The organism is bacterium (genome assembly GCA_029210965.1).
In the GTDB taxonomy this organism is placed as follows: Bacteria; BMS3Abin14; BMS3Abin14; order BMS3Abin14; family BMS3Abin14; genus JALHUC01.
Genome location: JARGFZ010000001.1, coordinates 180,146 through 206,363, shown reverse-complemented (window position 1 = coordinate 206,363; position 26,218 = coordinate 180,146). Strand labels below are relative to the sequence as shown.

Below are 26,218 nucleotides of genomic sequence, written 5' to 3'. Positions count from 1 at the left end.
GATACAATTAAAAATAGAGTCGCAAAAAGTCCAATCCGGGACTTTTCGCTCCACGGAAAGGGAAAAGCGTCGTTTTCCCTTTCCTTACAAATCAATATTAATTAAGAGAGTTTTCCGTGACATCCAAGTCGAGTCACGATTCACGGGCTATCAGCTGACAGTTAATAGCTGATAGCCACCACCTTGACCCGCATCGTAACCTGTTCTAGTATGTGCAAATATAAAGTGTCGAGTTGCACTTAACCCTTTTTCAGCCTCGGCCGGTCCCTCCAGTCCAGTCGGAGGCGTGCTCAAAGGTGGGACAAGCTTTGAAGGGCCACGTCAATGACAGGCTGCAGATGTGGTCTCGGAAAATAGAAAAACTTAAGGGGGACACCGTTTGAAGCAGATAAAGTTCGGTACATCCGGATGGCGCGGTATTATTGCGGATGATTTCACCTTCGAGAGATCCCGTCTGGTGGTGGCTGCCATCGCTCATTTTCTCCTCGAATCCGGTGCTGGAAAAAACGGCGTCCTGGTGGGGCACGATACGCGATTCCTTGCGGAGGAGTTCGCAGCCGATGCAGCTGGTCTGCTCAGCGACTTTGGAATAGATGTGCTGTTGTGCTCCGGCCCGGTCCCCACCCCGGCTGTCTCCTCCATTATTCTCAAGAGGGGGCTGGGGGGAGCGATCAACTTTACAGCCAGCCACAACCCGGGCACCTACCAGGGGATCAAGTTCAGTCCGTCCTGGGGCGGTCCCGCCATGCCTGAGTCCACCCGGATTATTGAGAATACCGTGGAAAAATATCAGCGGGATGGTCTTCCACCAGCCTCGGTTCAAAGAGGAAACATCGAGACCATCGATCCTGCGCCGGAATACCTTGAGCAGCTCAGATCTAAAGTGGACATGAGGGTCATAGCGGGATCGGGGCTCAAGATAGCTTTTGATGCCCTGTACGGCGCTGGCGGAAACTACCTTGACAGGGTGCTCGAAGAAGCAGGATGCAAGGTGACGACCATCCATGGGAACAGGGATCCCCTTTTCGGCGGTTTTCCTCCCGAACCGTCCGAGGAACGGCTATCTGAGCTTGCGCAGATCGTAACCGCAGGTGCGGATCTGGGGCTTTCCACTGACGGGGACGCTGATCGTTTCGGGGTTCTCGGCGGAAGCGGTGAGTTCTACTTGCCCAACGCCATACTTTCCATGTTGGCTGATTATCTCCTTAGAATAAAGAAGACCCAGGGCGATCTTGCCCGGAGCGTGGCGACAACAGGACAACTCGACGATATTGCTTCCGCCTTTGGCCGGAAATGCCACGAGACCCCTGTGGGGTTCAAATATATCGGCCAGATGATATCCGAGGGAAGGTTGGCTCTGGGTGGTGAGGAGAGCGCCGGTATGTCCATCCGTGGGCACGTACCGGAAAAGGATGGGATACTCGCTTGTCTGCTGGTAGCCGAACTCATGGCATCGACGAATAAACCCCTTTCTGACATCTATAGGGATCTGCAGGATACCTACGGGACCCGATTTTCTGCACGGATCAACCTGAAACTGACGGATGAATTGATATCCCGGTTGCGAGAGATTCTCTCCTCTCCACCCCTTGAGGTAAACGGTTTTACCGCTACAGATCTGGTCACGGTGGATGGTACCAAGTGGGTATACGAAGGCGGCGACTGGACTCTCCTGCGCCTTTCAGGCACGGAACCGGTGGCCAGGCTTTATATAGAATCCAGGGATCAGGACCGGTTGAAGGGTCTTGAAAAAGCGTTCTCAAACTGGATAAATGGAGATGATGGAGTTGTAGTCAGTAATAAATCGGGGCAATTACGGTGATGATATTTCCTGTGAGGCGCAAACTATGGCTGGTCCTGGCTCTGGCAATTTGCCTGTTCCTGCTATACACCGCTGTGGGCGAACGGGGCCTCGTGGGACTGAAACGGATGGTGAATCAGAGGAATGACCTGAGATCCAGGGTTGCTGCCCTTGAGAAGAGTAACGTAGAGCTGGCGGAGCAGGTCAGCCGGCTCAGGGATGACCCGGCGACCATCGAAGGCCTGGCTCGCACCGAACTGGGTATGGTGCGGGATGGCGAAACTGTTTACATCCTTTCTCACCGTCCTGAGGATCCGCCAAAATGAGGATCGAGATCGGCGGCCCGGGTAAAAAACGCATCTTCCTGATCACCGCGGGCCTGTTGACATTATCCCTTGTGCTTCCAGTTGCTGTTTCGCACCGCATTCAGCGTTTCTACCTGATCGCCCAGGCATGCCTTTCCGGCGGCGCCCTTATCCTGGCTGTTTCCTTGGCTTTGAAACGCAAACAGGGGATCAGACATCTCACCACCGATCTTTCCACCAATGTCATGTTGTGTGTCATCGCCGGAGTTGGGGTTCAGACTCTATATACCGGACTGCCATTGATACCGCTGGTGTTTTTCGTGGGATTCCCTTACACCGTGTTCGCCCGCCATCGGATTTTATTCTGGATCCCAGCCGCTGTTCTTTCCGTTGCCGCTGCCGGCAGGTACCTGTTCCTCAAGGATTCGGAGCTGATTTTATGGACGGCCCTATTTCTCCTTTACAGCGCTGCCTTAGGCGACAGGATGTACAGAGACGGCAGGCGTATTGAGCATCTGGGATCCATGGTGAAACGGATCAACAGTGACGCCCGAGAGATGATGGGACGTATAGGGGAAGAGGGCTTTTCAGAATCCATGGATCGGATAAGAGGCAAGGAAGCCGCTATAGCTATTGCCATAGATGAGGATGATTTTCTCCAGAGACTCCTCAGATGGGGGTGCCGGGTTTTCAACGCCCGCACAGGTATTCTCCTGATCCCTGACGAGGGCGAACCTGAATTTTTCAGGATGAGAGCCGCGGTGCACAGGGGTGTGGTGATTCTTGAAGGCCTCGTTCCGGCAAACAAGGGGTTTATCCATATCACCAGGGAGCGGGAAGGCATCCTGTGTGTTTCCGATGCCAGTTCAGCCCGAAAATCCCTCAGCTTTTACCCGGATGGCACCAAAGTAGGTTCTTTTCTCGTTAAGATCGTAAAGGACCCGAAGTGGGGAAAGGATGCCGACGATGGAACCGGGTCGGAAAAGATCCGCTGCGTACTTTACTTTGACAGTGAAACGGTCAATACCATGTCCCTGGATGATAGAACCTCTAAACGGCTGGATGAGTTCGGCAGCCTGGTGCTAAAGGCCATGGACACGGCGGGCCACCTTCAGAAGTTGACCACGGAGATGTTCTCCAGGGACGCCATATCCCGGTATGCCCGGGGATTGACACAGTCATTACAGCCGGAGATTATCGCTAGAATGGCCCTGGATGCCGTGATGGATGCCGTTCCAAAGTGTGACGGCGCCGTTGTCATGCTCTTCGACGAGGGGTTGTCGGTGGTGGATTCAAAAGGGGATCTTGTAAAAAAGGTGGGGAGCGAAAGAATTCTCAGGAATGAACCCAGCCACACGGGTCTGCTCCTCAGGCGCTTTGCTGAACTGGAGTCTGGTGAGGGCATTGGAGACGCTCGCGGTGCTGAGATCGTCATTAACGGTCTGCAGGCCAGGAGATCCCCCTTTTTCCGCAAAGGGGAGCAGCTGGGAAACATTATCTCATTTGCCGCCATCCCATGCTTCGTGGGTGAGGGCGATACGACCCTCAAGGCTGCCATTTCCGTGGTTTCCAGTCAGGAAAATGCCTTCGGGAAGGAAGAGCTCGAAGAGCTGCGCACCATCGCCGGGATGATGGCCCCAGCCCTGGACAACGCCATCCAACACAAACAGGTTGACGAACTATCAAGAACGGATGGCCTCACAGGTCTGCTGAACCACAGGACTTTCCAGATAGTGCTGGACGGGAAGCTGAACCACCTGAGCAGGGGAAACTTCAGGAGTGTGGCTGCTATCATGGTGGATGCAGACCGGTTCAAGGAGGTCAACGACACTTACGGGCACCCTGTCGGCGATGAGGTCCTGGTGGAGTTGGCCAGGCGGTTGAAAATGGGGATCAGGAAAAATGATGCGGTGGCGCGTTATGGTGGTGAGGAGTTTGCTGTCATCCTCGATAATGCCGGTGAAAAAGAAACAAGGGATATAGCTGAAAAGATGCGCCATTCGATACGGTCCAGACCGTTTGCGACCACGGCAGGGAAGATCGAGGTTTCCGCCAGCTTCGGGTTCAGCGTATTTACCGGGACCGATGGATACGCCAGGAAAGAGCTTCTCGGTCAAGCTGATCAGGCCCTGTACCAGGCCAAAGCAGGCGGTCGTGACCGGGTCGTGAGCTATGTGGATATTGAGACGGAAGCCACTGAAATTGAGCCGGTTGCGGAGGATGCCTTAACCGCGATCATGGAGGGTAGAAGATGATAAAGGTGGCTGGGATCCAACTGGCCAGCAGAGAAGATAGTGAGGCTACTCTGGGCAAGATGGTCGAGCTGGCTGATCTGGCGGTGGAAAGGGGAGTGGAGCTTTTGGCCTTTCCGGAACTGTGCGCCACGAAATGGTTCCCCAGCAGAATGAGGCAGGGGAATTTCGAGCTTGCTGAAACAGTTCATGGGCCAGGTACAGACCGTATGTGCGAATTCGCGGCTGCAAACGGGGTTGTGATCGTCTATCCCGTGTTTGAGAAGGCCGGTAAAGGGGAGTATTACAACAGCGCCGTGGTCATCGATGCAGACGGCACTATGGTTGGTGTTTATCGCAAGGTGCACATTCCCAACGTCATGGGGTGGCACGAGAGGTTCTATTTTCTTCCAGGGAACAAAGGGTTCCCGGTATTTGAGACCCGAATCGGGACCATCGGGGTTCAGATCAGCTGGGATGTCTTTTTCCCCGAGGGAGCCCGTATCCTTGCCCTGAAGGGCGCGGACCTGATCATTGTCCCCACCTCCAACGCCCACGCCAGCCAGGAGAGGTGGGAGAAAATGATAGCGGGGAACGCCCTTGCCAACAGCACCTTCTTCCTGAGGGTCAACAGAGTGGGTCGGGAGGAGAAACAGTCCTTTTACGGCAAGAGCTTCTGCATGGACCCTCACGGTGAACTGGTTCATCGGCCAGCCGGTTCGAGGGACTCTGTCCACATTACGGCTATCGACCTCGATGAGGTGACCAGGACCAGGGAAGAGTGGGCTTTTTTCAGGGACCGCAGGGAGAGCCAGTATGGTGAGTTGGGAGGACGCCTTCCCACGGCAGACAAACTGGGATTGCCCTCTGGACTCTATTCAGGAGGGAAAAATGGCAGCTGAGCCCAGGAACACGGGTAAAGGGTACGGTGTTAATTTTCTTTTCACGGTAGTGGTGCTGGTATTGCTCGCGCTTTTCCCGGCCTGCCAGTCCATGAACCCGCTGCCGAGTTTCGGTGTCGATGATCCAACACCGGAGGAGTCCAGGATAAGGGAACTCATGAAGTGGCATTCGGGCCGAGTTGAGGTTTACCGGGAATTCCGCACCGTGTTCACAGCGCGTGCTGTGTACCTATCCGACGAGATCCGGAAACTGGCTGCGGATTGGGAGGCCAGGTCGAAACTCATGAATCCAGAGGAACGAGAAGCGTTTGAAAAAAAGTTCCTGGAAGATGATGCACCAATCATCAAAATCCTGGTTGGGTTTTATACTCCTGAAGAGGATCAAAATGATCTCTCCCGGGAAAGCTCCACCTGGATCCCCTATCTGAATAATCCGGATGGGTCTGTTACGAGGGGCACCTGTCTTGATGTGGATGAAGATAATGCGAGGATCTTTATGAGGTTCCTGAAGTGGGACCTTTCCTGGTCAAAGCTCTATGTACTCTGTTTCCCTTACTCACCCGATCTTCAAAGCCCCGAGGACGGCTGGCTCAGCATGATGATCTCAGGACCTTCAGGGGCAGGGGAGATACGTCTGCAGATTACCCCACCTGTCGATCAGCCATGATAATCCTCGCGGCAGATACATCAACCTCACAGGGAAGTGTGGCCCTGCGGGAACCAAAGGGAGCAGTGCTGCGGGAGGATCTGGACAGCACCAGGCCCCACAGTGAGACACTGCTGCCGGGGGTGGAAAGGGTCCTTTTCCGCGCCGGCTTTACACGGAAGGATGTTCAGGCTATAGCAGTTGGCATCGGACCGGGCGCTTTCACTGGCCTGAGGGTCGGCCTTGCCACCTTCAAGGCCTGGGCTGCGGCATCCGGGTTGCCCCTCATACCCGTGGTTTCAATGGATGCTGTCGCCTGGCCCCTCCTCAGGGAAGGAACCCCGACTGTGGTGCTTACCGATGCACGCAAAGGGGAGGTTTACGCAGCGTACTACCCATCCCTTGAAGAGGGAGCTCTCCCCCGCCGGCAGGGAGAAATGATGTTACTCCCATATAACGAAGTCTCCAGTTGGGTGTCATCGTTAAATGATCCAGACGTTCACCTGGTTGGCACAGGACTGTCTCTCCTGGAGGAAAAGGGTCTATTAAATGATATTGAGGATGTGGAAGCCGGTTCCGGAGCGCCGGATGCTGCCTGGGTCCTTGCTCTTGGGGAAGTTCTCTTTTCCCTCGGGCGTACTGTGGAACCTTCAGGTTTGATCCCCTGTTACGTGCGGCCTCCTGACGCCAGAAAACCTTCACCGGGAAAAGTTGTCACTGGCTTTCCCAATACCGATGACTGTGCTGGCAGTTAATGAACAGCGGATCGGGTACTTCGAAGATCAACCCCCTTGTCATCAGACCCATGACCCTATTGGACCTGGATTCGGTGGTCAGGATAGAGGACCTGTCCTTCCCGCACCCCTGGACCCGTGATCAGTTCACGGCCGAACTTGAGCGTGAACTTGTTTCACGATGCCATGTGGCTGTGATGGAGGATGATGGGATCGGACCGGCTGTGGGTTTTATCATGGCCTGGTTGGTTGAGGACGAACTTCACATCACGAACCTGGCAGTTGAGCCCGAAGTGCGCAGAGGTGGTGTCGCAGCAGCCCTCCTGGAACAATCCATCCTGGAGGCGATTGAACTGGGAGCAATGTGGTGTCAACTGGATGTGAGGGCCACCAACGCTGCTGCCAGGGGTCTTTATAGTCGATTCGGTTTCAAACCCCTTGGAACCCGAAAGAGGTATTACCAAAACGGAGAGGACGCAGTGGTGATGGGGAAGGAATTGGAGACCTAGACCTGGACCTGGCGCCAGGTAGCGACACCCTGAAATCTCGATTGATTTGATTATCTTGATTCTGGGCGAGTTTGCCCGGGGCATCGGTCTTGCCGACCAGGTGGACGCCATCCGCCTCTGCCGGGCAGCGGTGCCGGTTATCGTTTGTCCGCGTTCGTGATGCCGCTTTCCGGGTCGACCGGTGCCCGTCAATGGCAAAAACGGCCCCGCAAACGCCCCGACCGGAGGCCGATCAAAACCACCCTCGGATTTCGGGTACTTTGTCGCACTTTACAAAGTCGTGTCCTTTGATTATTATTTGCTCTGCTTGCGGGCATAACTCAGCTGGTAGAGTGTCAGCTTCCCAAGCTGAAAGTCGCGGGTTCGAATCCCGTTGCCCGCTCCATTCATTTAAAAGCCGCCGATCCGGCGGCTTTTTTTCAAGAAATGGGCATGGGAGTAAGGGAGTAAAGGAGTAAAGGGTGAATAAATAATGCACAAATGGTGCTTATAAATCTACCCATTACACATTACACCCATACCCCCTTACCCCCTTACCAGCACACCTGTGTCAGCGTCCCCTTGCGGGTCCTGACAGCAGGTGTTAAAGATGTCCGATGAAGAATTTTGTTGACCTTCACTCCCACATTCTCCCAGGCCTTGACGATGGCCCCGATGACCTTCAAGGGTCACTTAAAATGCTTGAGGCTCTCGAAAAATTAGGTTTCGGGCATGTATTTGCTACGCCCCATCACCGACTCTATTCATGGGACGGGATCGAACCTGAAACTGTGAAAAATGCTGTGAGGGATTTGACGGCGGCGGCCGCTGAAAAGACGATCGGTATAAACATTCTCCCCGGTATGGAGTTTGATCTTGACGAAACCCTCCCAGGCAGGGTCTACGCCTTGCCTGGAGGGGCCGGTCACATTCTCGTGGATATAGGGTTCGGAGGTGTGCCGCGAAACCTTGTCGATCTCCTTGGGGAAGTGATGAATGTCGGGGTGACGGTACTTCTTGTGCATCCGGAACGAAATAGTGAACTGTGCCGGCTCCGACAGGAACTTTCCGATCTCATCACATCCGGGGTGCGGCTTTTGGGTAATATAGGGAGCTTTTCGGGTATGTACGGGCGCAACGTTCAACGTGATGCCAGGGGTCTGCTCAGGGAAGGATATTACTGGGCAGTGGCCTCGGATATGCACTCCCATGAGCAATTGTCATGGATAAGGGACGGTATTGTTGAGCTTGTACTGCACGCAGGTAAAGAAACGGCTGAGGAGCTGATGGCGACTCGACCAATGCAAATGGTTCTGGCCATGGAGGGTAATCGTTGAAGGGAACTTTGACTTACATCGTGAAAAGGGCGATGGACCTGGCTGTCAGTGAAGGAAAAATCAAGGGAGACCTGCCAGCTCCGATTATCGAAATGACCCGAGAGCGCAAATTCGGTGATTACGCCACCAATATTGCCATGGTTATTGCCTCAAAACAGGGAAGCAACCCCAGAGAGTTAGCGGGAGAACTGATCCAGACGATCCGGGATGCCGATACCGAAGGGGATGTGTTGGATGTTTCCGTTGCCGGGCCGGGGTTCATCAACATCACAATGAGTCCAGGGTTCTGGTCCCGGACCCTCAAGATGGTACTGGAAAAAGGTGAGGATTTTGCCTGTTCTGATATGGGGGCCGGAAAACAGGTGCAGGTGGAGTTCGTCAGTGCCAACCCTACAGGACCTTTACATGTGGGGCATGGAAGGGGCGCGGCTCTGGGTGACGCCCTTGCCAACATTCTTCAGTGCGCCGGTTACAAAGTTCAGCGGGAATACTATATCAACGATGCCGGGAACCAGATTCAGACACTCGGTATTTCAGTCTATGCCAGATATCTTGAACTTCTCGGTCGCGAAACCGTCTTTCCCGAAGAGGGTTACAAGGGCGACTACATAAGGGAAATAGCTGAGCGGCTTGTAAAGGAATACGGAGAGCTGTACCTGAACATGTCTGAAGATAAGGCTGTCGAAGAGATAGCTGTAAAATCCGCCCCTCTCATCCTGGATGATATCCGGCAGGATCTCGAGGAGTTCGGGGTGGTTTTTGACCGCTGGTTCTCGGAAACGGACCTTCTGGAACGAGGTGATGTTCAGAAAACCCTTAAGGACATGGAGAAGAGGGGAACCACGTTCATGCACGAAGGCGCTCTGTGGTTTCGCTCCACAGATAAGGGAGATGACAAGGATCGGGTGCTGATCAAGAGTGACGGTTCCTTGACCTATTTTGCTTCCGACGTAGCCTATCACAGGGACAAATATGAGAGAGGCTTTGGTACTGTTATCAATATCTGGGGAGCGGATCATCACGGTTATGTTGCCCGGATGAAAGCCTCCATCCAGGGTCTCGGCCGAGATCCCGATGATCTGCAGATAGTTCTGGTCCAGCTGGTAAGCCTCGTCAGAAAAGGTAAGCCGGTGGCCATGAGCACCAGGGCCGGAGAGTTTGTCACCCTGAGAGAGGTTCGCAATGAAGTTGGGCGTGATGCTGCCCGTTTCATCTTCCTTACCCGTAAGTCTGACAGTAAACTTGATTTTGACCTGGATCTCGCAAAGGAAAAAAGTAACGATAACCCTGTGTATTATGTCCAGTATGCTCATGCCAGGATCTGCAGCATACTGAGAAACGCCCAGGAGCAGGGGGTGTCTTTCCCCGAGCCCGGGGGCGTTGATCTGACCCTTCTGGATCTCCCGGAAGAAAAAGAACTTATCCGCCATGTGGCTGCGCTCCCGGATGTGGTCGAGGGTGCTGCCATATCTATGGAACCGCACCGTATCACCACATATCTGCGTGACATTGCGACAACATTACACAGCTACTATTACCATCACCGCGTTCTCACGGACGATGTTCTTGTCACCGAGGCACGCCTGGCCATGGTCCTCGGGGTGAGGACCGCAATTGCAAAGGCTCTTGCTCTGCTCGGGGTTTCTGCTCCAGAGAGGATGTGAGAGTGGCAAAACGTTCCAATCAGCCCAGGGAGCTGGTTCGACTCAGCCCCCTCCAGTTCAGTCTCAGCATAAGCATTGTGGTGATCCTGCTCGGAGCCGCCGCCCTGGCAGGTTATTTTTACGGTATGAGACAGAGCATCCGGTCCACTGGTGAAACAGGCATCAGCTCCACCGGTGACCTCCCTGGGAAGGCGGAGTTCAAATCAGACGCTGCCGATTCCCAGACCTCTGTCACATTCTATTCAGCTCTAAAAGAGCCCAGGGGAAAAGTACCAGTCGTTCGTACGCCGCTTGTGAAATCAGGCAAGACCCCGGATGAGTCAACCCCTGCTGCGCCTGCAGTGTCAGTTCCCCCCCTGGAGGATCCCACTATCCCCGGAAAGGGGTCTGTAACCCTTCAGGTAGCCTCTTACAAAGATCAGGTAAACGCCCGAAAGCTGCTCCACGATCTATCCTCGGAAGGGTATGCCGGTACTATTGTTCGAATTGACCTTGATGATAGAGGAGTCTGGTTCCGTGTCCGGATAGGACCTTACGCAGAGGAGAAGTCTGAAAGCATTCTGAAGAAACTGCGGGATGAGCGGAAACTGAAGGGGTATGTAGTTAAATGAGTGTAGTGTGTAGAGTGTAAAGTGTAGAGGGAAAGTCCTCTATTTTATACTCGCACTCATATTTTAGTTCACTTCGAATCTTTATATCTCCAGAATTACCACCTGTCACATTAAACTCGCCATAAGCTGTGTCCTCTGATTAAAATAGCCATAACTCTACACCCTACACTCTACACTTAAAGCAGGACTCTCCCTGAGGTCCTGCTTTAACATACTTGACAGAAGTCGTTGAAATAACTTATTTTATTCATCAAAATAAGGAGAGTTTATGCTTAGGGCGCTTGATGATCTTGAAAGGGCTGTCAGCCAGCTGGTGAAAAACGCCAGGGGCAATGCACCTGGCGTTGACCCTTTAAAGACCATGGAAGCGTCTGTCGGACAGACTATCAAAGGTGGGGCTATCAACCGACCTGATCAGATAAATGAAGAAGCAGCGGAGCTTATCCGGCGCGCAATAAAGAGGCTTAAATCCCTATAGGAAGTTTCGGGATAACAGAATAGGAGCAACCTTAATTGCAGGGAGGAACATGTCTGGCAGGGTAGACGTCGAAATATTCGGGAAGGTCTACACCGTACGCGGTGACAAAGATCCGGATTATGTTTGTCGCGTAGCGGAGTTCGTTGACCGTAAAATGCGTGAGATCGCACAGGTTACTGATACGGTCTCAACATCACGCATTGCGATCCTGGCTTCACTTAATATCGCGGATGAGCTTATGACCATGCTTGAGGAATCCGAGGAGCTCAAGGCACGCATGAAGAAGCTGACTCACGTGATCGAGGAGACGCTGGATCAGGAGGCGTCCTGAAGAGGGAAGTTAACAGTCTACAGTTGACAGTACACAGTTAACTATATCCGGACACCAAAAACATGGAGTCACAAAAACACTGCATACAGTGTTTCCGGCTTTTAAGGTTTTTTTCATAGGGCCGGGTCCGATTTTTCTGTGAACCGTGAACTGTTTACTGTGAACTAAGCCTCTTGCTGAGGCAGTCTCTTCCTGCTAGACTGTTCAGTAACCCCTGCTCTGTTCGTGGAGGCCTGTTACTTTTGAGCCAACACTCGAAATACGGGACTCTTGCTGAGGGCGTGGTGAGCATGTTCGCGTCAAGCGAAAAGCCTGAAGCGTCACGCGGGAGGCCCACCTGGTTGTGCAGGTTCAATTGCTGAACTTGACCACGGCATTGGCGGGGGTTCTTAATCTTGCTGAAACCGTCTTTCATCCAGCAAGCAGGATGAATGTTTAGCGTTCATCCTGGGGTGGGGGTGGTACCAAGCGGATTCACTCCGCTTGGCGGGGGAGGGAAGCCATCCCCCGCCTCGTAAAAGGATGCTGAGAGACTTTTTACGAGGTCATTAACATAAGAAGCAATCTGGACCGGCCCATGAGGTCTGCTAAAGTTCAGTTCTATATATAACTTGAAGTTTTCAACTGAGGATCTCCGTAAATGGTACGATGGGTTGTAGTGTTAGCCCTGCCAGATACAAAGGAACACAGTTACAACCACCTCAAGTTTCTCATCTCCCGGGCCTTAAACAGTGCCGGGGTGTTCATGAGGTCATGAGGGTTCCTTCAAGTTAGGGACTGATCCTTTCGCGGACCTCGCCGGTAAGACCGCATAAAGCGGTCGCTCACTGGTGAGGTTTTTTTGTCCTATTCGATTTCAGAAGAAAAACAGCTTATCAGGGAAAGAGTCCGCGCCCTCAGGCAGAGCCTGACCCCTGAAAAGGTCCGGGAGGCCGGCGAGACTATATCCCATTTTATCCGTTCCCGCGTTTTGGCGTCGGAAATCGGGACGGTCTGTGTTTATGCCAATACCGGAAAGGAGATTTCCACGGAAGCTTTAATGCAGGGTCTCCTGGCTGATGGTGTCACGGTTGCAGTCCCCGATTGGGAGGCCTGGAAACAAGGTTCGGGTCTCAGGGTTGTAACCATTGAAAGCACAGATGAACTTGTCCGGAAGGATAGAGTCGTACCTCAGCCGATGGTTTCAGATGACAGGACCTTTCCTATTGAGGAGTTGGAGCTATTTCTGGTGCCTGGAATAGCCTTCGACAGTGAAGGTAACCGTCTCGGAATGGGCGGAGGATATTTTGATCGTTTACTTTTGCACGCATCTTCCACAGCCACCTTTACCGGCCTGGCCTACGATTTCCAGGTTGTCACCCATGTGCCATCGGAGACCCATGACATTCCGGTCCACGAGGTTGTGACGCCCGGTTCGATTCAGGTTCGGGGGGTTGACCATAAACAGGAGGGCAAGGGCTATGGTTCTTGACAGTAACATTATCATCTGGCTCGCCATATTTATAGCGGGTATTGCAATCGGTTTCGTCGTCCGCATCGTTCTTCAGGCAGTTTCCGACAAAGGCAAACACCGAGAGGCGCTCAATGCCGTCAACACTGCCCAGAGACAGGCGGACCACCTTCTCAAAGAAGCAGAAATAAAGGCCAAGGAGTTCCTCTTTCAGGCCCGGTCCAAGTTCGATGAGGAGACCAAACGAGATCGCGAGGAGCTGCAAAAACTTGAAAAAAGGGTGCAACAGAGGGATGAGAACCTTGACCGCAAGTTTGAGCTTTTAGACAAAAAGGAGCAGGATCTCACCAACAGGGAAAAATCTGTTGCGGGACAGCAAAGAGCAATCTCCGAGAAGGAAAAGGAACTTCAGACAACAATTGAACAACAACGTGTCAAGCTCGAGGAGATTTCCGAGATGACCGCCCATGAGGCCAAGGAAGAACTTAAATTCATGATGCTGGAAGAGGCGAGGATCGATTCAGCCAAGATGATCAAGCGTCTTGAAGAAGAGGCAAGGGAAACCGCTGACAAAAAGGCTAAAGAGATCATCAGCTTTTCCATCCAGCGCTACGCAGGTGATTACATCGCGGAGAAGGCGGTTACGGTAGTCAATCTGCCCAGCGATGAGATGAAAGGCAGGATCATCGGGAGGGAAGGGAGGAATATCCGTTCCTTTGAAAGTGCTACCGGCGTAGATCTCATCGTTGACGATACGCCTGAAGCAGTGGTTCTGTCTGTGTTCGACCCCATTCGCCGGGAGATAGCGAGGATCGCCCTTGAGCGGTTGATTTCGGATGGGAGGATACACCCCGCGCGTATCGAGGAGGTCGTCAAGAAGGTTTCCAGGGAGATGGAAACGGCGATCAAGGAAGAAGGGGAAAAGGCCGCCTTTGATATTGGCGTCCACGGCATTCACCCGGAACTCATAAGGCTTATGGGAAAACTCAAGTACCGGACCAGTTACGCCCAGAACGTCCTTCACCACTCTATCGAGGTCGCATTCCTTTGCGGCAGCATAGCGGGAGAATTGGGGTTGAACGTCAAGGATGCCAAGAGGGTTGGTTTTTTGCATGACGTCGGCAAAGCAGTGGACCATGAGGTAGAAGGATCTCACGCCCTCATCGGTGCTGAACTTGCCAAGAAATACGGCGAGTCCCAGAAGTTGGTTAACGCCATCGCTTCCCATCACGATGAGGTAAAGGCTGGTTCCATCGAAGCTGTGCTGGTCCAGGCAGCCGATGCTCTGTCAGCGGCACGCCCGGGGGCCAGGCGCGAGATGCTCGAAACCTACATAAAGCGTCTCGAAGATCTCGAGCGTATTGCCAACGGTTTCAAAGGTGTTGAAAAAAGTTATGCTATACAGGCAGGTCGTGAGATTCGGATAATGGTAGAGTCCGAGGAGATCAATGATGACCAGGCAGTCGTGGTAGCCAAACAGATCGCCCAGAGCATTGAGAAGGAATTGGCCTACCCGGGCCAGATAAAGGTGACCGTTATTCGCGAGACACGGGCTGTGGATTATGCAAAATAATAATTCAGAATTCGGAATTCAGGAGCGATGAGTAATCGATCCGCTGATACAGTCAGGATCCTGTTTATCGGCGATGTGGTGGGAAAGCCGGGGCGTGTGGCGGTCCGCGACCTCCTCGACGGACTTGTGGATAAATACAATGTCGATCTGGTGGTCGCCAACGCTGAAAACGTTGCCGGTGGGTTTGGTATTACAGCCGATACCACGGAAGATCTCTTTGCCGCCGGGGTCCATGTTCTCACCACGGGCAACCATATCTGGGACAAGAAGGAAGCCCGCGAGCTTCTTGCTGACACCGTCAAGATTCTAAGGCCTGCGAACTATCCTGAAGGTGCGCCAGGTGTCGGCCTGACAACAGTAAAAACACCGGGGGGGGTTCCGATCACCGTTGTGAACCTTTCGGGACGTGTATTTATGGATAACCTGGATTGCCCATTCAGAAAGGCTGACGAAATTCTTTCTGGTCTGAATCCGAAGCTGCGATGTGTATTGGTTGATATTCACGCAGAGGCCACCTCTGAAAAACGTGCCCTTGGTCTTTACCTCGACGGGCGGGTGAGCGCTGTTCTGGGGACCCACACCCACATTCAGACAGCCGACGAGCGTATCATGACTGACGGCACCGCTTACATCAGTGATCTGGGGATGACAGGCAACGAGGATGGCTCGGTGATCGGGATCGATTTCAAGGCGGCGCGTTACCGGTTTCTAAGCCAGATGCCTACAAGGTTCCATCTTGCCGGAGGAGTCCCTACCCTGTGCGGTGCCCTGATCGAGATCGATACCGATACAGGGAAAGCTGTTTCCATCGAACGGATCACCCGTTCTCTCGGCAGGTCGGTTTCACCTTAATTCCCATAGGGAATTAAATTATGGGTTTCCCATTGAGGATTGAGAATTAACGTCTTTTAATCCGAAATTAGGAATGCTCAATTCGGAATTGACCTTCTGACAGGAGTCTCCTTGGACCGCACCACCCCCCTCACCGTTACCGATCTCACCCGCCAGATCAAGGGTACCCTTGAAAACGTTTTTCCACCCCTGTGGGTAGAAGGGGAACTCACCGATTTCAGTGCCGCCTCCAGCGGTCACTGCTATTTCACTGTCAAAGATGAAAATTCCCAGATAAGGGCTGTGATGTTCCGTCGTGAAGCGGGTCGCCTTCCCTTCCTGCCGGAGGATGGAATGAGCGTTCTCCTTCTTGGACGCCTGACAGTCTACGAAGCACGAGGAAATTATCAGCTCATTGTAGATGACATGGAGCCCAGAGGCCTGGGTGCCATCATGCAGGCTCTTGAACAGCTTCGGGTGCGCCTGGAGGCCGAGGGGTTGTTCGATGCCGACAGGAAAAAGGACCTGCCGGCCTTTCCCGCCTGCATAGGGGTGGTCACCTCCCCGACAGGGGCCGCCATCAGGGATATCACCAAGGTCCTTCGGGATCGGGATGCCCCTGTCAGGGTCCTTCTTTCCCCCGCCCTCGTGCAGGGAAGGGACGCCCCGGATTCCATAGTAACAGCCCTCGAGGCCCTTGTTGAAAACGGGGAGGCCGAGGTTATCATCATCGGCAGGGGAGGGGGTTCCTTTGAGGACCTGCTGGCCTTTTCGGAGGAAACTGTAGTTCGTGCTGTGGCCCAATGCCCTGTTCCCATCGTATCGGCTGTTGGCCACGAGATCGACATCTCCCTGTGTGACCTGGCGGCGGACCTTCGGGCACCGACCCCTTCGGCTGCCGCCGAGATGGTGTCAGAGAGCAAGGAAGGGCTGATGGCAGGCCTCCAGTATGTGGCGTCAAGGCTCGCGGCGGCCATGCGTATCGCCACTGGCGATGCAAAGTCTCTGGTCGCTGCCGTCGGTTCCCGTTTGACCCACCCCCGCCATCTGCTGGAGCAGGGCAAGATGCGCCTGGACGACCTCTCCTTCAGACTGGTCAGCCACACCCGGGCACGGTTGACCGGATTCCGCTCCCACCTGAAAAACCTTTCGGGACTGCTTCACTCCCTGGGACCCCAGGCAGTGCTGGATAGGGGATACGCGGTGGTTCAGAAAGAAGATGGGAGTGTGGTGAAGAACCCTAAGCAGGTTTGGGAGGGGGAGGCGCTGAATTTACGAGTAGCTGCCGGGAAGATAAGGGTGAAAGTGGGGGGGGGAAAGGGGAAGGAAACCCGGTAATGCGAATCAATGTCATGCCGGGCAGACTTTCGTGGTTGGACCGCGACAACGGGGACCGTACCCTCGCGTTTTGACCATAATGCCGGTTGGGTTCCGGATAGAGGGAAGGATATCCTTAGTTGTCCCTCTGTTTCCAGTAAACCTGGAAGAGTTGGACCTGTTTTCCTTTTCCATAGTAATTACCGAACACATCCCACGACGCCAGCCGTTCAACTCTCCCACCCTCCAGTTTCACTGCGTCCATAACAACCTCATCGTCCGTGTGCAGTAAAAGGTATCGGGGTCGGTATCTTCCCAGTTTCCGATCCAAAGGTAGAGTACCCAGTACGGTGTTAACCGAGCGAACTCCGATTTCAAGCGCTACGGAGTTCGCAATGTGTCCAAAAACTACGACGCCCGGTACTTTTCCTTCCCGGACCTCGATTATTTCGCCCACTTCCTGAGCCATTCCCCTGAAAGAAAAGTCCGAATGAGACAAATAGGACGCTATTTTTACGCTTCCGGTCATGGCGAGTGACAGCAAAAGCAACAAGGGAATGGATGCCAGAATGTTGGAATGCGGCAGCCGCATCCTGCGCAGCATTGCTCCCAGTTCCAGACTGGCTGTCGCACCAAGGGCGGAAAGGGGGACCAGGAGCGGTAAAAAGTAACGTGGGGGAAGGTGTCGTGAAATGGAGAGAAAACCCAGATATAAGATGATGTAAACCACCATGCCCCGGATTACGGGATCCGCACGATACCTCTTGGAAATCCTCAGAGCTAGGCTGAAAGTCAACAGGCAGAAAACGGCGAAGCCGATCCCAAGGGCTTTGATCCTTTCAATTAGTTGAAGAATGGATCCCAACCAATCGACAACTCCTTTGTGAATACGTTCATCCAAATTAAGCCGCTTGAAATAGGCGTAATCCTCAGGGAAAAAAGTCTTCGCAGCCAGGAAGTAACCCCCCACGATAAACATCAGAACAATGGCGAAGATAGCCAGGAGAAAAATTCGTTCCCGCCGATTTTTAGCCTGTATGGCGACCAGGTAGGCCAGCAATGGAATACCGAATATCATGGTGGTTTTTGTCAGGACTCCCGCCGCAATTAAAATCGAGGCGAGTACCACTCGGAACAACCGCCAATTTTTGCCTGGTCCTGCTGCTGCAAAAAATCCGGAAACTACAAAAAACATCGCCTCCATATCAATGATAGCCAGCCGACTATAGGCAAATCCCGGGAAGTTTGTAGCCAGGAGAAGCGCTGTCAGAACAGCCGCGTGGGTCCCGAACCTGAAAAACACCAGCTGAGACGTCAACAGTACCGTCAGGATAAAAAGGACCGCCGGAGTGACCCGCACTGAGGTGAGTCCAATGCCGAAAAAGGAAAAGGCCCAGCGGTGCAGGATCTGGCCAAGAGGCATGTTTACAGCTGGATTGAAGTCTCCGGGAAGATACCAATTCCCAAACTGATAATCGTTAACTGCGGCGTTGGAATACCATCCTTCGTCGGTGTACAGTACTCCAGAGCGAGTGATACCCGATGGAAAATCGGCGTCAAGATGATAGAATCGCAACAACAGCAGTATCGCCACGATCAGTACCAGGGCCTTATAAAGCCATCCGTATTGGATCGAAAATGAATCTTTCTGATTCATTTTCCCTGTCTCAGTCAATAGTTGCGGTTGCCATGTTGAGCCCCTATCCCTCTCCCGGTGGCAGCGTCGGTCCGTTTTCCTTCAAACCTCGGTTTTTTCCTGAGCCCGTTGAAATGAATAGCACAGATAGGGAGGTGGTGTCCATGAACCACAACATTTATCCGGGACTCTGATCTGATCAATCTGTTTTCCCCCCGGAGGACTGATGAAATGAAATTAATGTTCCTGACACAATATAAGGTTTCCCCTGGTTCTCAAGGGCATTGAAAGTAAAAAAGCCCGGAGTTTTCACTCCGGGCTTCATTTTGGATCTTGGATTTTGGATCTTGGATTTAATCCAATTACATACCAGGAACACCCATACCAGGCATTCCGCCGCCGCCCATTCCCATTCCACCATCTTCTTCAGCCTTGTTCACGACGCTGGCTTCCGTGGTGAGCAGGAGGCCTGCGATGGAGGCCGCATTCTGAAGGGCAGAGCGGGTCACCTTGGTGGGGTCAATGATACCTGCCTCAATAAGGTCCGTGTACTCTTCCTTGGCGGCATCAAAGCCGTAGCTGATTTTCTTGTTTTTCTTCACGTTGTCGACAATGATGGACGGCTCGAGGCCGGCGTTGGCAATGATCTGGCGAAGAGGCTCCTCAAGGGACTTGCGGACGATGTTGACACCGATCTGCTGGTCCTCTTCGCTCATTTTTAAATTGTCCAGAACGCCCAGGCAGCGCAGGTAGGCGACACCGCCTCCGGGGACAATACCTTCTTCAACCGCAGCGCGAGTGGCGTGCAGGGCGTCCTCGACGCGGGCTTTTTTCTCTTTCATCTCGGTTTCGGTCGCGGCACCGACCTTGATAACGGCCACGCCGCCTACGAGCTTGGCAAGCCTCTCCTGCAGCTTCTCGCGGTCGTACTCGGAGCTGGTCTCATCGATCTGGATTCTCAGCTGGCCTACACGGCCTTCGATGGTCTTCTTGGCTCCGGCACCGTCAATGATGGTGCTGTTATCTTTGTCCAGTGTGATGCGTTTTGCCTGACCGAGATCTTCGAGGGTAATGGCTTCCAGTTTGATCCCTACGTCCTCGGAGATAACACGGCCGCCGGTGAGAACAGCAATGTCTTCCAGCATGGCCTTGCGCCTGTCGCCGAAACCGGGGGCCTTGACAGCTGCTGCTGACAGGGTTCCGCGGATCTTGTTGACCACGAGAGTGGCGAGGGCCTCGCCCTCGATGTCCTCAGCTATGATGAGAAGTGGCCTGCTGGACCGTGCAACCTGCTCCAGGATCGGGATGAGGTCTTTCATGGCACTGATCTTCTTTTCGAAAATGAGGATATAAGGGTTCTCAAGTTCAGTCACCATGCGCTCCGGGTCCGTCACGAAATAGGGGGACAGGTAGCCGCGGTCGAACTGCATACCGTCAACGACATCCAGGGACGTCTCCATGGCCTTGGCCTCCTCCACCGTGATAACGCCCTCTTTGCCGACCTTGCTCATGGCCTCGGCGATGATCTCGCCGATGGAAGAATCGTTGTTGGCGGAGATGGTACCCACCTGGGAGATCTCTTTCTGCTCCTTGGTGGGCTTGCTGATCTTGTGGAGCTGGTTCACTACTTCGATAACGGCAGCGTCAATGCCCCTTTTCACATCCATAGGGTTGGCGCCGGCGGTGACGTTCTTGATCCCCTCCCGGAACATGGCCTGGGCCAGAACGGTGGCGGTGGTGGTTCCATCGCCAGCCACATCGGAGGTTTTGCTGGCAACTTCCTTGACCATCTGGGCGCCCAGGTCCTGAAACTTATCTTCAAGCTCGATCTCTTTGGCCACTGTTACGCCGTCCTTGGTGACGGTGGGTGCGCCGAAGGCCTTCTCGATAATGACGTTGCGCCCCTTGGGGCCGAGGGTGACCTTGACCGTGTCGGCCAGGGCGTTTACTCCGACAAGCAGCTGCTTGCGGGCATCTTCACTGAACATGATAACCTTACTCATTGGATACTTCCTCCTTGGGAACTAAAAAGATTGTTTTGCTACTTCACTTAATTACTACTTCTCAATGACACCGAGGACATCGTCTTCCCTCATGATGAGATAGTCATCTTCATCTATCTTGACGTCTGTACCGGCATACTTGCCGAAGAGAATTTTGTCCCCGGCTTTCAGATCCAGTTTACGCTGAGAACCATCCTCCAGGACGCGGCCTTTTCCGACAGCCACAACCTTACCTTCCTGGGGCTTTTCTTTGGCTGTATCCGGGATGATGATCCCACCCTTTGTTTTGGCTGTTTCCTCCAGCCTTTTAACGAGAATGCGATCCTGCAATGGTCTGATCTTCATCTTCTTATCCTCCTCCTTGAATTAAAAAAGTTTCGAGATTAACATCGGACCCGGTTGATTGATCGGGGTGATCCGCTGATATCCCCTTCTTTGGGCTTTTTGGCACTCTCACCTCCAGAGTGCTGACTATGAGGGAATATAACCTTCGCTAATTAAAAATCAAGTGTTTAAAGTGTTTTTTTTGTATATTGTCCATCTACTCTTGTAAACATGGTTGCGGTTTCATAGAATATAAGAGTTTAGGGTTTCAAGTTTCAATTTTCGAGTTGTTGTTAAATGGGACCCGACAACGGGAAGGATCTTTTGGATCTACGGATCACCCTTTGCAAGGAGCCTCGTCGCTCATCATGAGAATCACCATTAAGAAATACCTGCTCACCGGGATTCTGGTACTGAGCCCCCTGTTCCTTACAGGGTGGGTATTACTCACCCTCATGAGGTGGACCGACAGGGCACTCCGGCTCATTCCGCCGGTGTATCGACCGGAGAATCTCCTGGGTTTCAATATCCCGGGGCTAGGCCTGATCCTTACAGTCTCCATCATATTTGTAATCGGCGCCTTGGTTGCCAACGTTGCGGGACGTAAATTCCTCAACACGGGTGAGAAGATACTGGAGAAGATCCCGTTGCTCCGCTGGTTCTATTTTTCCTCCAAACAGATCCTGGAAGCTATTTTCATAAGCGGGCAGGACAGCTTTCGCAGGGCCATCCTCGTGGAGTATCCGCGAAAGGGTATCTACAGCATTGGCTTCATCACCGGGGAAGCCATCGGGCAGTTTGAAAAACATATACCGGCCCGCTCCTACACGGTCTTTATACCCACCACGCCCAACCCGACCTCCGGATTTCTCCTCGTAGTGCCGGAGGAAGAAGCGATCACCCTGGACTGGACAGTGGATGAGGCGTTCAGGGTCATCATCTCCGCGGGCGTGATAATGCCGGGTGAAGAAGAAAAGATCCCGGCATTGAAGGAAGCCCTGGAAAAAAGCATCATCAGGTTGGAAGAGGAAGATCCCAAGGAAGGCGCCTCATGAGCCGGATGGCGCGCTTTATCTTTCTAGTCTGGGTATGTTTCGGGATAATGGTCCCGCAGGTTCACGCCCAGTCAGAAGAGGAGCCGGATCGGCAGCTCAGGATCCTGGAGCCGTCGGACGAGGTTCAGCACCTCGATCCTGCTTTCGAGATGATCATGGATAAGATCGATGGGGACCTCAGGCACATCCTCTCTTCCCCGGTACGGTTGACTCCCAGGGGAACAGCGATTACGGGGTTGACCCTGTTAGGCACCCTGATCCTGGTGAACAATGACGAGGAGTTTTTGCAGAACATCGCGGATACCCGCAGTGAGAGTTCAGACGATGTGTTCGATAGATTCAGGACCCTCGGGCGGAACATACCCGAGATTACTACCGGGCTTTATCTCCTGGGTTATTTCCTTGACAGCAGAAACCTGAAATCCAATTCTCTGGAAAGCCTTGAGGCTGTCGCAATGACAGCCCTGTTCACGGCTGGTTCCGGATACGTGATCGGGCACAAGGGACCCGAAGACAGCGGCGACTCGTTCGATTTTGAACCGTTCAGCAAGTACCGCTCCATGCCTGATATGAACTCCTCACTTATTTTTTCCGTTGCCAGTGTTTTCTCTTACGAAAAACCGTTCCTGGAGGCTCTGCTCTACTACGGGATCGCCGCCGGCACTGCCTACAGCCGACTCTACTACCAGGATGCCTGGCCTTCCGACGTATTCCTGGGCTCTGTTCTCGGAGCAGCCATCGGCAGGACGGTGGTGGCCCGCTCAAGGAAGGGAAGGGGGTCGAACTTCACTCTTGTTCCGGTGCTGGAGCATAATGGGGAAGCGGCCCTGGGGCTGAAGGTGGAATTCAAGCTGTAGAACCAATCGGAATGTAGAATGCAGAATGCAGAACGCAGAAGGAAACCGGGATCGCTTCGCATGGGTATCAGCTCGCGATGACAATTTGGGCCGGATACCGTTTAACGGTTTGACCCTGTATGGAAGGATGAACAAATTTCCCCTGATTTCAACCCTTCTCTGTATCCACTGTGTCTTGGTGTTGAAAAAACATTTTCTTAACAGGAAATGTCCTCAGGAAATGTCCTTCCCCCCATCCTTACAACCTCCTGGGCATCCTCAGCGGTAAATTGTTTTTTTACCTTTGATCTGCTCCCGGCTCCCGGCTCCTGAGTACTGGCTCCTGTATTTCTTTTAAGCCCCCAACTCTCTCGTCTGCTGGGTCAGTTTGTGTGCCAGCCTTATCGGCTCCGGCAGGCGGTAGCCCTTCAAACACATCTGTACCCCCTTGACCGCCTCTTCGGGATCCAGCATGTGGCCCGGGGAGATGTACAGAGGTTTGCTGCCTTTCCTGCTTCTCAAGGCGTACCCTACGATACCCCCATCGTAGGTCATGGGTGTCATGTCTCCACGCTCCGGACCTGGTTTTTCGCAAGTACCCACAAGGAGGCTCTTGGCGCACCCGATGGTTGGGACACCCGTTATAAGTCCCAGGTGGCAGGCCAGGCCGAAGCCTCTGGGGTGGGCAGTGCCGTGGCCGTCCACGATAATAAGGTCGGGCCTCGGTGCCTTTTTCAGCATGGGGATAAGAGGCGGGATCTCCCTGAAGGAAAGTAGTCCGGGTATATAAGGAAAAGAGACGTTCCCAAAGCCACAGCAGGAGTCCAGAGGCACAAGTTTCGGAAGCTCCAACAGGATAGCGCAGGCCGTAAATGTCTGCTCTGCGCGGCTGTAAGAAACGTCGACACCCAGTACAGTTCTGACATGGGGGAGGGTGCCGCCCTGGACCTGGCCTACAAGTTCCCTCTGGATGGCGACTGCCTCAACGGGGGAAAGGTTCCAGGAGTTAATGCTTCTCAGTCTCATTTGTTAAGGCTCCTTTCTGCGTGAGATATATACTAGCACAGGTTCCCCCTCTTTTCGCCCGGAACTCCGGATCCAAAATATAAAGTACTCCGGGTAAGGTGCTCCGGGAGGTTCCGAACTCAGAATCGGCGGTTGAAGGTGCCTCTCCGATCCCCCCATCTACGGGGTAAAGGGCAGGCAGATAAAGGGACGAAGCCGATTTTAAACTTGACAAAATAGCTGTAAAAAAATAATCTTTGGCAACATTTAAACACCCTAAAAGGGGGCAATAATGAGACTTTCCACCAAGAGCCGTTACGGTGTCAGAGCTCTTTTCGACATCGCTTACCACTCCGTAGGTCTTCCTACCCAGATCAAGGATATTTCCAGGCGTCAACAGATCAGCCCCAGATATCTCGAGCAGATCTTCCAGAAGTTGAAAAAAGCTCAGATACTTGGAAGCAAGCGGGGTCCCAACGGCGGCTACTATCTTATCAAAGAACCCGGTGATATTACCCTCGGCGATATTGTCCGTGCTACCGAGGGACCCTTCGAACTGGTGTTTTGCGTTGGCAATGCACCACGTAAAAGCTGTCCCCGAAAGGATAATTGTGTTGCCAGTGAAATGTGGCTGGACATAAGCGTGCAGATAGGCAAATTTTTCGATTCTATTGCCATTAGCGATCTCTGTGAAAAAGCCCGGAAAACTGGTGTTCAGAGAGAGTATGACCATCCCTACACCTATCACATCTGATATTTCGATCCTGATTCATGTCAGAAATTATGTAATCAGCCGCACGTGGCGGCGATAGTATCCATGCCGAATATCAACTCAATAAAATGATGACTGAAATTGCTGTCCCCGTCAGTAGGCTGCGGTCCATTATCCTCGAGATGGGCAGGGTGCTCGTTGCCTATTCTGGGGGGGTGGACAGCACCTATCTGCTCAATTTTTGTCTGCGGAGCCTGGGTCCTGAAGCTGTTTCTGCCGTTTTTGTTCAGCATCCCCTCCTGAGAGAAGGGGAGGCTTCAGAGGCGATAGCTCTGGCTCGCGGGATGGGTGTTAAAACGACACACCGTCTCGATCTGGACCCTCGCCACATCCAGGAAGTCTCGGGCAACGCTCCCTCAAGATGCTACCATTGTAAAAAGTATATTTTTTCCCACCTGCGGGAACTGGCAGATAATAACGGAATTCCCTGGCTCCTCGATGGTACCAACGCGGACGATGGTGAGGGCTACAGGCCGGGTATACAGGCTCTCGAAGAGTTGGGTGTAAGGAGCCCTTTGAAAGAAGCGGGACTTACCAAGAAGCTGATTCGGGACTTGAGCAGGTCGGATGGCCTTGAAACATGGGATAAGCCTTCCGCCCCCTGTCTCGCAACCCGCTTCCCCTACGATCAACCCATCACGGACAGGGACATTGAAATGGTAAAAGAAGGGGAATCTATCCTGCGAGGAGAAGGTCTCGCGGATCTCAGGCTCCGGGTACACGGCGACATCGCCAGGATCGAGGTCCCGGAAATGATGGTTGGTCATCTGACGGAAACTGTAAGGCGCCAAAGACTTGTTGCGGCCTTGAAGACTCTGGGTTATCGTTATGTGACCCTTGACCTGGAGGGGCTGCGATCGGGTAGTATGGACGGATGATCCGGGGTTTCGGCCTCGGCAGGATCCTCTGAAAGTCGTGCTTGTAACAAAAAGGAGAACTGACCATGAGAAAGATGCTTCGTTATCCCGCTGTTCGTTTGATCTGTTGGTATCTGGCCTTCACGCTCTCCGGACTCTTTATTTTGCCCGCCGCTGCACAGGCAGCCTTTATCTCCCCCTCGGAAGAAACCCTGGCTGGTATGGATGTCGATACTCTGGCCACCGTGAGAGAAGTGCTGGAAACAGGCATTCTCACCGAAAAGCTCGCATCCCTTGGCCTGTCTTCCGACGAGATCCGGACGCGACTGGATGGGCTTACACCTGAAGAGAGGCAGGCTGTCATGGAAGATCTCGACCAGATCCAGGCAGGCGGTAACGGAGTCGTAACGCTCCTGGTTGTCATTCTTCTTGTGATTGTTATTCTTAAACTCATGGATAAGGAGATCACCATCAAGTGAGATCGGGCAGGTGGGTATGGTTCGCTGCAGTATTCGCCTGGGTACCGCTTATTTTCTCGTGTACCATCCGGTTGACTGAGCCGCACCGCCTCCCCGAGGCCGTACGGATACATCGCGTAGGCCCGTATCTGCAGGAACCTGAACAGTGCGGGCCTTTTGCTCTTGCTGCTCTCCTTGAAAATATCGGGATAAAGGCCGATCTTGACCAGCTCGTTCAGAAGCTATACAGCCCCGGAGCCGGGGGGACCCTGACTATGGATCTTTTTCTTGAGGCAAGGCGAAGAGGTCTTGAAACCCGGCAGCTGGAGGGATCTGAAGAAATACTGGTAAAGGAACTCCGGGATCACGGCCCGGCTATCGTTCTGTTCAAATATCACGGTCTCAGTGGATCTGCCGGCCATTTTATCCTTGTCACAGGATACTCTTCCGACCCATACGGATTTTTTCTTCTTTGGGGGGACGGAAAACTATCATGGATGAAGCTGGACCGGTTCGATAAGTTCTGGTCCGAGTCGGGGTTCTGGATGCTCACTGTCCACAGGGAAGGATGAT

The 26,218-nt window shown here is 53.2% G+C and carries 26 protein-coding genes, 1 tRNA gene and 1 other RNA gene; 24 read left to right on the top strand and 4 right to left on the bottom strand.

Annotated elements, in window-relative coordinates; all coding sequences use genetic code 11:
- Positions 1-379 precede the first annotated feature (379 nt).
- The 18 genes from P1S59_00985 (at position 380) to xseA (ending at position 16,720) form a co-directional block, all read left to right on the top strand.
- The gene (locus tag P1S59_00985; GenBank protein ID MDF1524833.1) at positions 380-1,822 is read left to right on the top strand and encodes a phosphoglucomutase/phosphomannomutase family protein; all 1,443 of its coding nucleotides are present in this window, start codon (positions 380-382) and stop codon (positions 1,820-1,822) included.
- A gap of 11 nt (positions 1,823-1,833) precedes the next feature.
- On the top strand, positions 1,834-2,127 hold the full coding sequence (locus P1S59_00980) for a septum formation initiator family protein (GenBank protein MDF1524832.1): 294 nt from the start codon (positions 1,834-1,836) through the stop codon (positions 2,125-2,127).
- Positions 2,124-4,361, top strand: coding sequence for a sensor domain-containing diguanylate cyclase (locus P1S59_00975; GenBank protein ID MDF1524831.1), 2,238 nt, complete (start codon positions 2,124-2,126; stop codon positions 4,359-4,361). The genes P1S59_00980 and P1S59_00975 overlap by 4 nt, the downstream gene beginning before the upstream one ends.
- A complete protein-coding gene (locus tag P1S59_00970; GenBank protein MDF1524830.1) occupies positions 4,358-5,239 on the top strand; it encodes an acyltransferase in 882 nt (293 codons plus the stop codon). The genes P1S59_00975 and P1S59_00970 overlap by 4 nt, the downstream gene beginning before the upstream one ends.
- Entirely contained in the window at positions 5,229-5,906 is a 678-nt protein-coding gene (locus tag P1S59_00965) for a hypothetical protein (GenBank protein ID MDF1524829.1), read from the top strand. Before P1S59_00970 ends, P1S59_00965 begins: the two co-directional genes overlap by 11 nt.
- Positions 5,903-6,640, top strand: a complete 738-nt coding sequence (tsaB, locus tag P1S59_00960) for a tRNA (adenosine(37)-N6)-threonylcarbamoyltransferase complex dimerization subunit type 1 TsaB (protein MDF1524828.1) — start codon at positions 5,903-5,905, stop codon at positions 6,638-6,640. The genes P1S59_00965 and tsaB overlap by 4 nt, the downstream gene beginning before the upstream one ends.
- Entirely contained in the window at positions 6,640-7,128 is a 489-nt protein-coding gene (gene rimI, locus P1S59_00955; protein MDF1524827.1) for a ribosomal protein S18-alanine N-acetyltransferase, read from the top strand. The genes tsaB and rimI overlap by 1 nt, the downstream gene beginning before the upstream one ends.
- A 309-nt stretch (positions 7,129-7,437) precedes the next feature.
- Positions 7,438-7,513, top strand: a tRNA-Gly gene (locus tag P1S59_00950).
- Between the two features lie 211 nt (positions 7,514-7,724).
- Complete coding sequence (locus P1S59_00945) at positions 7,725-8,444, top strand: hypothetical protein (GenBank protein MDF1524826.1); 720 nt, start codon at positions 7,725-7,727, stop codon at positions 8,442-8,444.
- Positions 8,441-10,108: an arginine--tRNA ligase gene (gene argS / locus P1S59_00940; protein ID MDF1524825.1), complete on the top strand. Its 1,668-nt coding sequence runs from the start codon at positions 8,441-8,443 to the stop codon at positions 10,106-10,108. Before P1S59_00945 ends, argS begins: the two co-directional genes overlap by 4 nt.
- 2 nt (positions 10,109-10,110) lie before the next feature.
- Complete coding sequence (locus P1S59_00935; GenBank protein ID MDF1524824.1) at positions 10,111-10,719, top strand: SPOR domain-containing protein; 609 nt, start codon at positions 10,111-10,113, stop codon at positions 10,717-10,719.
- A gap of 268 nt (positions 10,720-10,987) precedes the next feature.
- On the top strand, positions 10,988-11,197 hold the full coding sequence (locus P1S59_00930; protein ID MDF1524823.1) for a hypothetical protein: 210 nt from the start codon (positions 10,988-10,990) through the stop codon (positions 11,195-11,197).
- 49 nt (positions 11,198-11,246) lie between these two features.
- Complete coding sequence (locus tag P1S59_00925) at positions 11,247-11,528, top strand: cell division protein ZapA (GenBank protein ID MDF1524822.1); 282 nt, start codon at positions 11,247-11,249, stop codon at positions 11,526-11,528.
- Between the two features lie 208 nt (positions 11,529-11,736).
- Positions 11,737-11,918: non-coding RNA, 6S RNA (ssrS, locus tag P1S59_00920), on the top strand.
- A 451-nt stretch (positions 11,919-12,369) separates the two neighbouring features.
- Positions 12,370-12,999, top strand: a complete 630-nt coding sequence (locus P1S59_00915; protein ID MDF1524821.1) for a 5-formyltetrahydrofolate cyclo-ligase — start codon at positions 12,370-12,372, stop codon at positions 12,997-12,999.
- Entirely contained in the window at positions 12,989-14,551 is a 1,563-nt protein-coding gene (gene rny / locus P1S59_00910; GenBank protein MDF1524820.1) for a ribonuclease Y, read from the top strand. The genes P1S59_00915 and rny overlap by 11 nt, the downstream gene beginning before the upstream one ends.
- A 27-nt stretch (positions 14,552-14,578) precedes the next feature.
- Positions 14,579-15,403, top strand: a complete 825-nt coding sequence (locus P1S59_00905; protein MDF1524819.1) for a TIGR00282 family metallophosphoesterase — start codon at positions 14,579-14,581, stop codon at positions 15,401-15,403.
- A 111-nt stretch (positions 15,404-15,514) separates the two neighbouring features.
- Positions 15,515-16,720: an exodeoxyribonuclease VII large subunit gene (gene xseA / locus P1S59_00900; GenBank protein MDF1524818.1), complete on the top strand. Its 1,206-nt coding sequence runs from the start codon at positions 15,515-15,517 to the stop codon at positions 16,718-16,720.
- A 115-nt stretch (positions 16,721-16,835) separates the two neighbouring features.
- Here the strand turns inward: xseA and P1S59_00895 are convergent, their stop codons facing one another.
- From P1S59_00895 to groES, 3 genes are all read right to left on the bottom strand, one after another.
- Entirely contained in the window at positions 16,836-18,356 is a 1,521-nt protein-coding gene (locus P1S59_00895; protein ID MDF1524817.1) for a glycosyltransferase family 39 protein, read from the bottom strand.
- A 341-nt stretch (positions 18,357-18,697) separates the two neighbouring features.
- Positions 18,698-20,338, bottom strand: coding sequence for a chaperonin GroEL (groL, locus tag P1S59_00890; GenBank protein MDF1524816.1), 1,641 nt, complete (start codon positions 20,336-20,338; stop codon positions 18,698-18,700).
- Between the two features lie 54 nt (positions 20,339-20,392).
- Positions 20,393-20,683 (bottom strand): co-chaperone GroES, encoded by a 291-nt coding sequence (gene groES, locus P1S59_00885; GenBank protein ID MDF1524815.1) that lies wholly within the window; start codon positions 20,681-20,683, stop codon positions 20,393-20,395.
- Positions 20,684-21,030: 347 nt separating this feature from the next.
- Between groES and P1S59_00880 the strand changes: the two genes are divergently transcribed.
- Together P1S59_00880 and P1S59_00875 are read left to right on the top strand one after the other, a co-directional pair.
- Positions 21,031-21,717, top strand: coding sequence for a DUF502 domain-containing protein (locus tag P1S59_00880; protein MDF1524814.1), 687 nt, complete (start codon positions 21,031-21,033; stop codon positions 21,715-21,717).
- The gene (locus tag P1S59_00875; protein ID MDF1524813.1) at positions 21,714-22,574 is read left to right on the top strand and encodes a hypothetical protein; all 861 of its coding nucleotides are present in this window, start codon (positions 21,714-21,716) and stop codon (positions 22,572-22,574) included. The genes P1S59_00880 and P1S59_00875 overlap by 4 nt, the downstream gene beginning before the upstream one ends.
- Before the next feature lie 333 nt (positions 22,575-22,907).
- Here P1S59_00875 and P1S59_00870 read toward each other — a convergent pair whose 3' ends face one another.
- Entirely contained in the window at positions 22,908-23,579 is a 672-nt protein-coding gene (locus tag P1S59_00870) for an endonuclease V (protein MDF1524812.1), read from the bottom strand.
- Between the two features lie 271 nt (positions 23,580-23,850).
- Between P1S59_00870 and P1S59_00865 the strand changes: the two genes are divergently transcribed.
- From P1S59_00865 to P1S59_00850, 4 genes are all read left to right on the top strand, one after another.
- Positions 23,851-24,312, top strand: coding sequence for an Rrf2 family transcriptional regulator (locus tag P1S59_00865; GenBank protein ID MDF1524811.1), 462 nt, complete (start codon positions 23,851-23,853; stop codon positions 24,310-24,312).
- A gap of 86 nt (positions 24,313-24,398) precedes the next feature.
- Positions 24,399-25,208 (top strand): ATP-dependent sacrificial sulfur transferase LarE, encoded by an 810-nt coding sequence (gene larE / locus P1S59_00860; protein ID MDF1524810.1) that lies wholly within the window; start codon positions 24,399-24,401, stop codon positions 25,206-25,208.
- 65 nt (positions 25,209-25,273) lie between these two features.
- Positions 25,274-25,666 carry a PA2779 family protein gene (locus tag P1S59_00855; GenBank protein ID MDF1524809.1) on the top strand — a complete coding sequence of 131 codons (393 nt, stop codon included), beginning with the start codon at positions 25,274-25,276 and terminating at the stop codon, positions 25,664-25,666.
- Complete coding sequence (locus P1S59_00850; protein ID MDF1524808.1) at positions 25,663-26,217, top strand: cysteine peptidase family C39 domain-containing protein; 555 nt, start codon at positions 25,663-25,665, stop codon at positions 26,215-26,217. Before P1S59_00855 ends, P1S59_00850 begins: the two co-directional genes overlap by 4 nt.
- Position 26,218: the final 1 nt, after the last annotated feature.

Bases quoted from the DNA above. Each gene is read 5' to 3' on its own strand.
- P1S59_00975 (MDF1524831.1), top strand. From the start codon at position 2,124: ATGAGGATCGAGATCGGCGGCCCGGGTAAAAAACGCATCTTCCTGATC.
- P1S59_00970 (MDF1524830.1), top strand. From the start codon at position 4,358: ATGATAAAGGTGGCTGGGATCCAACTGGCCAGCAGAGAAGATAGTGAG.
- P1S59_00965 (MDF1524829.1), top strand. From the start codon at position 5,229: ATGGCAGCTGAGCCCAGGAACACGGGTAAAGGGTACGGTGTTAATTTT.
- tsaB (MDF1524828.1), top strand. From the start codon at position 5,903: ATGATAATCCTCGCGGCAGATACATCAACCTCACAGGGAAGTGTGGCC.
- rimI (MDF1524827.1), top strand. From the start codon at position 6,640: ATGAACAGCGGATCGGGTACTTCGAAGATCAACCCCCTTGTCATCAGA.
- P1S59_00945 (MDF1524826.1), top strand. From the start codon at position 7,725: ATGAAGAATTTTGTTGACCTTCACTCCCACATTCTCCCAGGCCTTGAC.
- P1S59_00930 (MDF1524823.1), top strand. From the start codon at position 10,988: ATGCTTAGGGCGCTTGATGATCTTGAAAGGGCTGTCAGCCAGCTGGTG.
- P1S59_00925 (MDF1524822.1), top strand. From the start codon at position 11,247: ATGTCTGGCAGGGTAGACGTCGAAATATTCGGGAAGGTCTACACCGTA.
- rny (MDF1524820.1), top strand. From the start codon at position 12,989: ATGGTTCTTGACAGTAACATTATCATCTGGCTCGCCATATTTATAGCG.
- P1S59_00905 (MDF1524819.1), top strand. From the start codon at position 14,579: ATGAGTAATCGATCCGCTGATACAGTCAGGATCCTGTTTATCGGCGAT.
- P1S59_00895 (MDF1524817.1), bottom strand. From the start codon at position 18,356: ATGAATCAGAAAGATTCATTTTCGATCCAATACGGATGGCTTTATAAG.
- groL (MDF1524816.1), bottom strand. From the start codon at position 20,338: ATGAGTAAGGTTATCATGTTCAGTGAAGATGCCCGCAAGCAGCTGCTT.
- groES (MDF1524815.1), bottom strand. From the start codon at position 20,683: ATGAAGATCAGACCATTGCAGGATCGCATTCTCGTTAAAAGGCTGGAG.
- P1S59_00880 (MDF1524814.1), top strand. From the start codon at position 21,031: ATGAGAATCACCATTAAGAAATACCTGCTCACCGGGATTCTGGTACTG.
- P1S59_00875 (MDF1524813.1), top strand. From the start codon at position 21,714: ATGAGCCGGATGGCGCGCTTTATCTTTCTAGTCTGGGTATGTTTCGGG.
- P1S59_00870 (MDF1524812.1), bottom strand. From the start codon at position 23,579: ATGAGACTGAGAAGCATTAACTCCTGGAACCTTTCCCCCGTTGAGGCA.
- P1S59_00865 (MDF1524811.1), top strand. From the start codon at position 23,851: ATGAGACTTTCCACCAAGAGCCGTTACGGTGTCAGAGCTCTTTTCGAC.
- larE (MDF1524810.1), top strand. From the start codon at position 24,399: ATGATGACTGAAATTGCTGTCCCCGTCAGTAGGCTGCGGTCCATTATC.
- P1S59_00855 (MDF1524809.1), top strand. From the start codon at position 25,274: ATGAGAAAGATGCTTCGTTATCCCGCTGTTCGTTTGATCTGTTGGTAT.